The organism is Pseudomonas huaxiensis, from assembly GCF_003231275.1.
Classification (GTDB): domain Bacteria; phylum Pseudomonadota; class Gammaproteobacteria; order Pseudomonadales; family Pseudomonadaceae; genus Aquipseudomonas; species Aquipseudomonas huaxiensis.
In genome coordinates this window covers 1-10,664 of the sequence record NZ_QKVL01000011.1, presented here as the reverse complement: position 1 = coordinate 10,664, position 10,664 = coordinate 1, and the positions used below count along the sequence as shown (strand labels likewise).

The window sequence follows — 10,664 nt, the reverse complement described above, 5'->3', positions numbered from 1 at the left end:
TTAGGGTCCAGCCCCGGTGTGGGCTGTGGGCGACCTTATCGGAATACACATGCGAATGTGTATGTATAGACTAGCGGGTCATGACGGAGGTTTGTCAATAGGGGGAGGGAGAAAGAGGTGGTTTTGAAATCGAAAGATACAGTTATGTATCTTTTAGGGGTTTTAGCCGTATCAGGACGGTGCGGCTGGCAAATCATTTTGTGGGAGCTGGCTTGCCAGCGATGGCGTCGGTGAATTCACTATCGCCATCGCTGGCAAGCCAGCTCCCACAGGCCTCAGGCCGGAACGGCAGCGCCCTGCGGCAACAACAACCCCGCCATGCGCTGGCTGCGGTCCAGCCGCTGCTCGGACGTGTCGTCGCTGTGCAGCAGCGACAGGCTGATCTGGTACGCATAGATCAGGTAGGCGCGGTCCTGTGCTTCATCGGCGGGCGCACCGGCCTGGATCAGCAAGCCCTCGATGTAGTTCAGGCGATGGCTGTCCACTTCGTCGATGGCCTGACGCGCTTGTTTGTCGCGGCGGGCCCAGGCGCGGATGCCCAGTTCGATGGCGGCAGCTTCCTTGGCGGTCTGGCCGTGGGATGGCAATTCCAGCAGGCGCTGCAGTTGCTGCAGCGGCGAGGCATGAGCGTTGCGCAGGTTGAGAATCACGTCTTCGGTGGCGCGCGCACGCCAGTTGCCGAGGATGCCTTCGAGCAGTTCGCCGCGGCTTTTGAAGTGGTAGTAGAAGCTGCCGCGGGTGATTTTCAGTTCCTTGGCCAGGGTATCGACCCGGACCGCATCGACGCCGCTGCTGACCAGCACATGTTGGGCGGCGTGGATCCAGTCTTCGCGGGTGAGGTTGGTGCGTGATGACATTGTGTAAGGGCCTTGTTCATCGAGCTGGAAGGCGCCAGGGCGGCAGGATCGTGGCCCGGCCCGGGGCGCTAAGGAGGGCATTCTAGCGCCCGGCGCAATGCCGAGGCTATTGCCGCCGGCGCAGCCAGAGCGCGCTCCGGGGCACCGGCAGTGTGCCGAATTCACCCATTTCTTTAAATACACATCTGTAGGTTGACCTACATATTTTTGCACCATTGCGCGTTTTTTTCGTTGACGCACGTCAAAACCATCCATAGCATTCGGATACACATCTGTATGTTAAGAATAAAAACGGAGACCTCGATGAGCGCAATTGCCAAGACGCTGCTGGCCGCAGGGCACAACACCCACTACTACGAAGCCGGCCAGGGTGATGCCCTGTTTCTGCTGCACGGCTCGGGTCCGGGTGTGTCCGGCGGCACCAACTGGGCCAAGTCCATCCCGGTGTTCGCCGACCGCTGGCGGGTGATCGTGCCGGACATCGCCGGCTTCGGTTTCACCGAATTCCAGGCCGACGCCAAGTACGACATCAAGCTTTGGGTCAACCACCTGCTGGGCATCATGGATGCGCTGGATATCCAGAAAGCCTCCTTCATCGGCAACTCCTTCGGCGGCGCCGTGGCCATCGGCCTGGCGGTGTTCGCTCCGGAGCGGGTCGACAAGCTGGTGCTGCTCGGCACTCCTGCCGGCGAATTCGTGCAGACCCCCGGCCTGCGTGGCGCCTGGGAATATGAACCGTCGGTAGAGAACATGCGCCGCCTGATGGAACTGTTCCCCTACAACACCTCATTGATCACCGACGAACTGGTGCAGTCGCGCTTCGAGGCCAGTGTCCGGCCCGGCGCTCAGGACGCCCTGCGCAAACTGATCCCGCGCCCGGCCGCCGAGGGCCAGACCCTGGTTAAAGGCTTCCCTGCCGCAGCGCTGGCGAAAATCACCGCACCAACCCTGGTGGTGCATGGCCGCGAAGACCGTGTGGTGCCGCCGGAATGCGGCCTGCTGATCGCCAATAGCGTGCCGAACGCCGACCTGCACCTGTTCGGTCATTGCGGCCATTGGGTGCAGAGCGAGCAGCCACGGCGCTTCGCCGCGCTGGTCCGCGACTTCCTCAGCGAGTAAGCGCCATGAGCCGAAATGTAATGGAGCGCGTGCTCTGGCAACTGTGCGTCGAGCGCGCCGCCAAAGAGCGGTTTCGCCAGGACGCTGCGGGCTTTCTCGCCCGCTTCGAACTGAGCGAAGACGAGGCCGCGATGATCCTCGGCTTCGATGTCGCCGGGCTGCAGGCGGCCGGGGTCAACCCGATGCTGACCATGGGCTTCTGGCAGGAACTTTCCGTGGAGCGCGACATGGCGATCTACAAGCAGCGCCTCGGCTGCACCGATGAACTCAGCGCGGGTTTCTCCGCCGCGCTCAAGGGGTGATGAGATGGGCAAGATAGTAGGCGGCTTCTGGATGCCGCACGACCCGGTCATGTTCGTGGCGCCCAATGCGCCGCCCGAAGCCCAGCGCGAGGCGGTGTGGCAAGCCTACGCCGACTGCGCCCGGCGCCTCGCCGAGCTGGAACCGACCGCGGTGATCATCGTCGGTTGCGACCATTACATTCTGTTCGGCACCCACTGCCTGCCGCGCTACGTGATCGGCACCGGCGACGTCGACGGCCCGATCGACCGCCTGCCGGGGCTGCAACGCCGGGTGGTGAGCAACCACCAGGCGCTGGCCGAACACATCGTCGCCCACGGTGACGCCACTGGTGTGGACTGGAGCGTGGCGCGCAGTTTCACCGTCGACCATTCGTTCTCGATCCCGCACCAGTTGGTGGTGCAGCCCGCCGAGCAACTGCTGGGCAAGACCCTGCCGAGTATCCCGGTGTACCTGGCCTGCGGCGTTGATCCGTATATCACGCTGAAGCGCTCGGCCGACCTCGGCCGGCAACTGCGCGCGGCGGTGGAAGCCTTCGACGCCGATGAGCGCGTGGTGATCATCGGCAGCGGCGGCATCAGCCACTGGGTCGGTACCGTCGAGATGGGCAAGGTCGCCGAAGACTTCGACCGCGAAATTCTCGAACTGGGGGTCAAAGGCGATCTGGAAGGCCTGTGCGCTTACAGCGACGAAGAGATCCTCCGTCGCGCCGGCAACGGCGCCATGGAAATCCGCAACTTCGCCTGCGCCATGGCCGCGCTGGAGCAGCCGGTGGGCGAAGTGGTCGCCTATGAGGCGGTGCCGGCCTGGGTCACCGGCCTGGGCTTTGTGCAATTAAAGGAGGGCCGGGCATGAGCCGGGTATTGCTGTGCCAGCGCGACGAACTGGCGCCGGGCGAACTGAAGAAGGTCGAGCAGGCCGAGGGCGACGCGATCTGCGTCTACAACCTGGGCGGCACCTTCTACGCCACCACCGACATGTGCACCCACGCCACCGCCTCGTTGGCCGAGGGCGATCTGGAAGACGACCTGATCACCTGCCCGGTGCACTGGGGCCAGTTCCACATCCCCAGCGGCAAGGCGGTGACCTTCCCCTGCGAACGGCACCTGCGCACCTACAAGATCATCGTCACCGACCGCGAGGTGTACGCCGACGTCGCCCTTGAAGCCGACGAGGCCCTGGCTGCGGCCGAAAGCCCGGTTTGACGTCGTCGCTGTCCCACCGCATTCCTGTGTGAGTCCGAACCATGGATAACAATAAATACATACCGCTCAGAACCATCGAATCCACCCCGAGCCTGGATAACCTCGATCGCATCTGCGACATGGAAGAAGGCCGGCTGTCGGGCAAGGTGTTCTGGGACCAGGCCATCTACGAGCAGGAGATGGAAAAGATCTTCGCCCGCTGCTGGCTGTTCGTTGCCCACGAATCGCAACTGCCGAAATTCGGCGACTACCTGACCACCTCCATGGGCGAGGACGAAGTGCTGGTGGTGCGGCAGAAGGACGGCTCGCTGAAAGTCTTCCTCAATTCCTGCCCGCACCGCGGCAACAAGGTCTGCTTCGCCGAGGCCGGCAACGCCCGCGGCTTTATCTGCAACTACCACGGCTGGTCGTTCGGCGCCGACGGTGGCCGACTGATGGGCATGCACGAATCCAAGTGCTACGAAGAAAGCAACTTCGACAAATCGAAACACGGCCTGCGCGAAGCCCGGGTCGGCACCTACAAAGGTCTGGTGTTTGCCACCTTCGCCGCCGACGCACCGACCCTTGAGGAATACCTCGGGCCGATGACCTGGTACCTCGACGTGATGCTCGATATGGACGAGGGCGGCAGCGAGTTCCTCGGCGGCTGTATCCGTTCCACCATCGACTGCAACTGGAAGATCGCTGCGGAAAACTTCGTTGGCGACATCCTTCATGGCGGCTGGACCCACGACTCGGCGGCCAAGGCCATGCTCGGCGGGCCGGTGACCAATGTCGGCGAATTGCCGGAGTCCTACTCGGTCAACTGGAACGGCCACGGCTACGAGTTCGCCACCGACGTGGTGGGCAACGCCGCGACCCTCGGCGAGCGCGATATCAACAAATACCTGCACGTGTTGCGGCCCAAGGTCGCCGAGCGCCTGGGCGAATTCCGCTCGAAGCTGATCGGGGCGATTTCCTCGTTCACCGTGTTCCCCAACTTCTCCTTCCTGCCGGGGCAGAACACCGTGCGTATCTGGCAGCCGCGCGGGCCGCACAAGATCGAGCTGTTCACCTGGGTGATCGTCAACAAGAACGCCCCGCAGGACATCAAGGACAAATGGCGCCGCGGCGCGATGATGACCTTCTCGCCCACCGGCGTGTTCGAGATGGACGACGGCGAGAACTGGGAGTACTGCACCAAGACCGCGCGCGGCGTAGTCACCCGTTACCAGGACCTGTACGTCGGCCTGGGCATGGACAGCCGGATCGACAACAGCGAGCTGCCGGGCAACGTGTTCAAGGGCCAGCTCAACGAATGCAATGCGCGGGCGTTCTACCAGCGCTGGAAAGACCTGCTGCAAGCGCCGACCTGGGCGGATGTCCCGGACCGCAACGGCAAGATGCGCTGAGGAGAAGTCCGCATGACACTGGAACAACAGTTGACCTTCGACGACGTGCGCCGCGTCGAGCAATTCCTGCTGCGCGAAGCGCGCCTGCTGGACAACGAATGCTGGGACGAATGGCTGCAGACCCTCAGCGAGGCGATTCATTACTGGATGCCCGGCATCGAGAACCGTCGTCGCGAGGACAAGTCCGGGCCCTACACCCTGGAACACATGGCCTTCTTCGACGACGGCATCCGCGAGCTGCAACGCCGGGTGTCGCGCTTCAAGCAGCCGTCGGCCTGGGCCGAGAACCCGCCGACGCGCAATGTCCACCTGGTCAGCAATATCGAGGTGTATGCCGGTGAGGCGCCGGGCGAGTACCGCGCCTACTCCTGCTTTATCAACGTGCGCAGCCGCGGGCTGGATGAGCAGTCGCAGATCACCGGTCGCCGCGAGGATGTACTGCGGGTCGAGGCGGACGGGCTGAAGCTGCTCAAGCGCAAGATCCTGATCCCCAATGCGATGTTGCTGTGCAAGAACATCAATACCTTTTTGTAACCCGGACAGACAGTACCCCACCTGTGGGAGCTGGCTTGCCAGCGATGAGGCCATCAGGAACAACAACTGTGTCAGGACTGGCTCCATCGCTGGCAAGCCAGATCCCACAGGGTTTGCATCAGGTTCAGCGGCATCTTTGAGGAGTGAAACATGGGTTGGCTAAACAACCAGGTCGCACTGGTCACCGGCGGCACTGGCGGCATCGGTAGCGCCATCGTGCGGCGCTATGTCGCCGAAGGGGCGAAGGTCGCGGTCATGGGCCGTGACGCCGCGCAATTGGCGGCGCTCGCCGCCGAGCTGGGCGACGCGGTGATCACCGTGCAAGGCGATGTCTCGCGTTGGCAGGACAACCAGCGCGCCGTGGCGGCAACGCTGGAAGCCTTCGGCAAGCTCGACACCTTTGTCGGCAACGCCGCGGTATTCGACTATTTCACCCGGCTCGACCGCATCGCCCCGGAAGATTTCGAAGGCGCATTCCAAAAGCTGTTCTCGATCAATGTCCAGGGTTACCTGCTCGGTGCCCAGGCGGCGACCGAAGCGCTGCGCGAAACCCGCGGCAGCATGATTTTCACCCTGTCCAACAGCGCCTTTTATGCCGGCGGAGGTGGCATTCTCTACGTCACCGCCAAGCATGCCCTGGTGGGGATGATCCGCCAGTTGGCCTACGAGCTGGCGCCGGACATCCGCGTCAACGGTGTCGCCCCCGGCGCCACCAACACGCCGATGAAGAGCCTGGAAGGCCTGAACAGCCGCAGCGTGCCGCTGAACCAGATTCCCGGCTTCGAAGCCGGCGCCGCCCAGGCGGTGCCGCTGCAGCGTATCGCCGAACCCGAGGACCACGCCGGCCACTACGTGCTGCTGGCCTCGCGGGAGAACGCCGGGCTGACCACCGCCAACATCATCCACAGCGATGGCGGCTGGGAAATCCGTAGCAGCGGGGCGGCGAAGCATCGCAAGACCTGAACCAAGCCAGCGTGCTCTACAAAATAAACAAGAGAGATGCGTGATGAGCAACAGAAGCCTTAGTGCACCGCAACAACACCTGCTGGACCTGGTCGCCGGCCTCAACCTGCCCGTGCTGGCCGCGCCGATGTTCCTGGTTTCCGGGCCGAAGCTGGTCTCGGCTTGCTGCCAGGCCGGGATCATCGGCAGCTTCCCGGCGCCCAACGCCCGCACCGTCGAGCAACTGGACCAGTGGCTCGGCGAGATAGTCGCCGAGCGCGAGGCCGCCAGCCAGCGCGGCGAGGCCCGCGCGCCATGGATGCTGAACATGATCGTGCACAGCACCTACGACCGTTTCGACGCCGAGCTGGAACTGGTCAAACGCTACCAGCCGCCAATTGTCTCCACCGCACTCGGCAGTCCCAAGCGCGTGCTCGATGTCGTGCACGCCTACGGCGGCGTGGTGATTGCCGATGTGATCAGCCCGGCCCTGGCGCGCAAGGCGGTGGACGCTGGCGTCGATGGTCTGGTGCTGGTCTGCAACGGCGCCGGCGGCCACACCGGTAACTACAACCCGTTCGCCTTCGCAGGCGAGGTGCGGCAGTTCTGGAACGGTCCGCTGGGCCTGGCCGGGGCTATCTCCAACGGTCGCGACATCCACGCCGCACAAGTGCTCGGCTGCGACTTCTCGCTGGTCGGCACGCGCCTGGTGGCGGCTGCGGAAAGCCTGGTGGAAGACGCCTACCGCGACATGCTGGTGGATTGCTCGCTGGATGACGTGGTCACCACCAAGGCGGTCAGTGGCGTGTTGGCCAACTGGATGCGTCCGTCGCTGGAGCAGGCCGGTATCGACCCGGCCACCGAAACCCGCGCCAGCATTGACTTCTCCGGCAACATCGCCAGCGCCAACAAGGCCTGGAAGCACGTGTGGTCGGCGGGGCAGGGGGTCGGGCAAATCAGCCGCCACTACAGCGTCGCTGAACTGGTGGATGAACTGCACCAGGGTTACCAGGAAAGCCGCGCTCGCGCGTTGTAAGCCGAACTTGCCTTCAGGAGAAACACGATGACTCATCCTTCCCTGCACCCGGCCGCCGAAGCACTGGCCCGCGCCCGGCAGACCCGCACCCCGTGCGGGCGCATTTCCGAGCGTTTCGACATCAACAGCCTGGCCGACGCCTATGCCATCCAGGAACTCAATACCCAGGCCGCCCTGGCCGCCGGCCGGCGCCTGAGCGGGCGCAAGATCGGCCTCACCTCGCTGGCGGTGCAGCAACAACTGGGTGTCGATCAACCGGATTTCGGCATGCTCTTCGCCGACATGGAAGTCCTCGACGGCGCGGCCATCGACAGCACGCGGCTGATCCAGCCCAAGGCCGAAGGCGAGATTGCCTTTGTCCTCGGACGTGACCTGCCGCACGCCGACACCACCCTGGCCGAGCTGCTGCGCGCTGTGGACCATGTGTTGCCGGCGCTGGAGATCGTCGATTCGGCGATCGAAGACTGGAAAATCACCCTGGTCGACACCGTCGCCGACAACGCCTCCTCCGGTCTTTATGTGCTGGGCAAGACCCCGGTGAGCCTGGCCGGGCTCGACCTCGCGCTGGAAGGCATGCTGCTGGAGAAAAACGGCGCACAGGCGGCCATCGGCGTTGGCGCGGCTTGCATGGGCAACCCGCTGGACGCCTGCCTGTGGCTGGCGCGGACCATGGCCGAGGCCGGGCGTCCGTTGCAGGCCGGTGATGTGCTGCTGTCCGGTGCGCTTGGGCCGATGGTCCAGGTCCGGTCCGGCGACAGCCTGCGCCTGCGCCTTACCCGGCTTGGCGAGGTGAGCTGCCACTTCGCCTGAAACGAACGAGCCAACACCTTCAAGGCCGGCCACCAGGCTGGCGAACGTCACAACAATAAATCAGTGAGCGGTGGGCACCTGACCCGCCGAACTCATGAGGGCGTGCCATGTACGACATCTTCAACGACCCGACGCGGTTGGCGCCGGCGCGCGTGCTCTATGAGCCCGGCGCGGACGGCAGTTTCATCCTCGGCTCGGCCGAACCCCTGCAACCTTATGCGCGCTGCATCGGCGAATGGCTGGAGCATTGGGCGCATCAGACCCCCGACCGCGCTTACCTGGCGGAACGCCGCAACGGTGGCTGGTTCACCCTGAGCTACCGTGAAGTGCGCCAGCGTGTCGGCGCTCTGGCCCAGGGCCTGCTGGAGCTGGACACCGCGCCTGGGCGCCCGGTGCTGATGCTCTCTGAAAACGATATCGACCAGGCGCTGCTGACCCTGGCGGCCATGCACGTGGGCATTCCGGTGTCCACCGTATCGGTGGCCTATGCCCGCAACACCGGTAGCGGTTGCGCCAAGCTCAAGGCGATCATCGAGGTGCTGGACCCGGCGCTGATCTTCGTCAACGACGGCGATGCCTTCTGCCGCGCCATCGAGCTGGTCGCGCCACGCTGCCCGGTGGTGGCGGCGCGCAACGCCCAGGAAATCCCCGACGGGCTGGCACTGCCATTGCTCTACAAACCGGAAAGCCCGGCGGTGATGGACGCCTTTGCCCGCCTGAGCGGCGACACCCCGGCGCGCTACCTGCTGACCTCCGGTTCCACCGGCTCGCCGAAGGCGGTGATCAACACCCACGGCATGCTCTGCGCCAACCAGCAGGCCATCGCTCAGTGCTGGCCCTTCATCGAGCGGATTGACGTGGTGGTGCTGGACTGGCTGCCGTGGAGTCACGTGTTTGGCGCCAACCACAACTTCAACCTGGTGCTGCGCAACGGCGGCACCCTGTACATCGACGATGGCCGGCCACTGCCGGGACAGATCGACCGCACGGTGGAGAACATCAAGTCGGTCAAGCCGACGCTGTTCTTCAACGTGCCGCGCGGTTACGAGTCGCTGTTGCCGTACCTGGAGCGTGACGAAGAACTGGCCCGCGCCTTGTTCGGCCGCCTGGAACTGTTGTTCTACGCCGCCGCCGCGTTGCCGCAAAGCTCCTGGCAACGGCTGGTGGCCCGCGCCGCCGAAGTGCGCGAGGCGCCGCTGTTCTTCGCCACCGAATGGGGCTCGACCGAAACGTCGCCGGTGGTCACCAGCGTACATTTCCAGTTGGACAAGGCCGGCAATATCGGCCTGCCGGTGCCGGGCACGCAGATCCGCTTCGTGCCCAGTGGCGACAAGCTGGAAATGCGTGTACGCGGCCCGTCGGTGTTCCCGCGTTATCTCAACGACGAGCAGAGCACCGCGGCGGCGTTCGATGAACTGGGCTTCTACCGCATCGGCGATGCCGGCCGGCTGGTGGACCCGCAGCGACCCGAGCTGGGGATTCTGTTCGATGGCCGGGTCACTGAGGACTTCAAACTCAGCAGCGGCACTTGGGTGTCGGTGGGCACGTTGCGCCCGCGGCTGGTCAGCGCCCTGGTGCCCTATGCCAGCGACTGCGTGATCTGCGGCCACGACCGCGACGTGATCGGTGCGCTGGTCTACCCGACCCCGGCCCTGCGTGAACTGCTGGGCAAGGCTGGCGAGTCCATGAGCGGCGCGCAACTGGCGCTGCAAGCGGAAGTGCGCCTGGCCCTGTGCGCCGGCTTGAAGGCTCTGGCCCGTGACTTCCCGGCGTCATCGCAGCATGCGGTGCGGCTGATGATCCTCGACACCCCGCCGAGCCTGAATGACGGCGAAATCACCGACAAAGGCTACATCAACCAGCGCGCCGCCCTGACGCTGCGCGCCGACGCGGTCCAGCGCCTGTACGCCGACACCCTCGGTCAGGACGTGATCCTGCTCGCCGAAGTCTACGGAGAAGCGGTATGAGTCAACGCAAACTGAAAGTCGCCATCATCGGTTCCGGCAATATCGGCACCGACCTGATGATCAAGATCCTGCGCCATGGCCAGCATTTGGAGATGGCCGCGATGGTCGGCATCGACCCGGCGTCCGATGGTCTGGCGCGGGCCGCGCGGATGGGTGTCGCCATCACCCACGAGGGTGTCGAAGGCCTGACGCGTATGCCTGAATTCGCCGATATCGATTTTGTCTTCGATGCCACCAGCGCCGGCGCCCACGTCAAGAACGACGCCTTCCTGCGCTCGATCAAACCCGGCATCCGCCTGATTGACCTGACCCCGGCCGCCATCGGTCCGTACTGCGTGCCGGTGGTGAACCTGGAGCAGAACCTCGACCAGCTCAACGTCAATATGGTCACTTGTGGCGGCCAGGCGACGATTCCGATGGTCGCGGCCGTGTCCCGCGTGGCCAAGGTTCACTACGCCGAAATCGTCGCCTCGATTGCCAGCAAATCCGCCGGCCCCGGCACC

11 protein-coding genes and 1 pseudogene are annotated in these 10,664 nt (G+C 64.5%); 11 read left to right on the top strand and 1 reads right to left on the bottom strand.

Features of this window, described 5'->3' with window-relative positions; genetic code table 11:
- Positions 1 to 275 precede the first annotated feature (275 nt).
- Positions 276 to 857, bottom strand: a complete 582-nt coding sequence (locus tag DM374_RS14245; RefSeq protein WP_095159695.1) for a TetR/AcrR family transcriptional regulator — start codon at positions 855 to 857, stop codon at positions 276 to 278.
- Positions 858 to 1,160: 303 nt separating this feature from the next.
- On the opposite strand from DM374_RS14245, the gene DM374_RS14240 reads away from it, so the two are divergent.
- The 11 genes and pseudogenes from DM374_RS14240 to mhpF form a co-directional block, all read left to right on the top strand.
- A complete protein-coding gene (locus DM374_RS14240; RefSeq protein ID WP_110970417.1) occupies positions 1,161 to 1,976 on the top strand; it encodes an alpha/beta fold hydrolase in 816 nt (271 codons plus the stop codon).
- A 5-nt stretch (positions 1,977 to 1,981) separates the two neighbouring features.
- Positions 1,982 to 2,278, top strand: coding sequence for an extradiol ring-cleavage dioxygenase (locus DM374_RS14235; RefSeq protein ID WP_110970416.1), 297 nt, complete (start codon positions 1,982 to 1,984; stop codon positions 2,276 to 2,278).
- Positions 2,279 to 2,282: 4 nt separating this feature from the next.
- The gene (locus DM374_RS14230; RefSeq protein WP_110970415.1) at positions 2,283 to 3,131 is read left to right on the top strand and encodes a DODA-type extradiol aromatic ring-opening family dioxygenase; all 849 of its coding nucleotides are present in this window, start codon (positions 2,283 to 2,285) and stop codon (positions 3,129 to 3,131) included.
- The gene (locus DM374_RS14225) at positions 3,128 to 3,481 is read left to right on the top strand and encodes a non-heme iron oxygenase ferredoxin subunit (RefSeq protein WP_110970414.1); all 354 of its coding nucleotides are present in this window, start codon (positions 3,128 to 3,130) and stop codon (positions 3,479 to 3,481) included. Before DM374_RS14230 ends, DM374_RS14225 begins: the two co-directional genes overlap by 4 nt.
- 41 nt (positions 3,482 to 3,522) lie before the next feature.
- On the top strand, positions 3,523 to 4,872 hold the full coding sequence (locus tag DM374_RS14220) for an SRPBCC family protein (protein WP_095159700.1): 1,350 nt from the start codon (positions 3,523 to 3,525) through the stop codon (positions 4,870 to 4,872).
- A 12-nt stretch (positions 4,873 to 4,884) separates the two neighbouring features.
- A complete protein-coding gene (locus DM374_RS14215) occupies positions 4,885 to 5,406 on the top strand; it encodes a 3-phenylpropionate/cinnamic acid dioxygenase subunit beta (RefSeq protein WP_110970413.1) in 522 nt (173 codons plus the stop codon).
- Positions 5,407 to 5,556: 150 nt separating this feature from the next.
- On the top strand, positions 5,557 to 6,369 hold the full coding sequence (gene hcaB, locus DM374_RS14210; protein ID WP_110970412.1) for a 3-(cis-5,6-dihydroxycyclohexa-1,3-dien-1-yl)propanoate dehydrogenase: 813 nt from the start codon (positions 5,557 to 5,559) through the stop codon (positions 6,367 to 6,369).
- 43 nt (positions 6,370 to 6,412) lie between these two features.
- Positions 6,413 to 7,384, top strand: coding sequence for an NAD(P)H-dependent flavin oxidoreductase (locus DM374_RS14205; RefSeq protein WP_110970411.1), 972 nt, complete (start codon positions 6,413 to 6,415; stop codon positions 7,382 to 7,384).
- 27 nt (positions 7,385 to 7,411) lie between these two features.
- Complete coding sequence (locus DM374_RS14200) at positions 7,412 to 8,194, top strand: 2-keto-4-pentenoate hydratase (RefSeq protein ID WP_110970410.1); 783 nt, start codon at positions 7,412 to 7,414, stop codon at positions 8,192 to 8,194.
- A gap of 107 nt (positions 8,195 to 8,301) precedes the next feature.
- Positions 8,302 to 10,161 (top strand): feruloyl-CoA synthase, encoded by a 1,860-nt coding sequence (locus DM374_RS14195; protein ID WP_110970409.1) that lies wholly within the window; start codon positions 8,302 to 8,304, stop codon positions 10,159 to 10,161.
- Positions 10,158 to 10,664: pseudogene (gene mhpF, locus DM374_RS14190) on the top strand (acetaldehyde dehydrogenase); the annotation flags it as partial. The gene DM374_RS14195 and the pseudogene mhpF, both read left to right, overlap by 4 nt.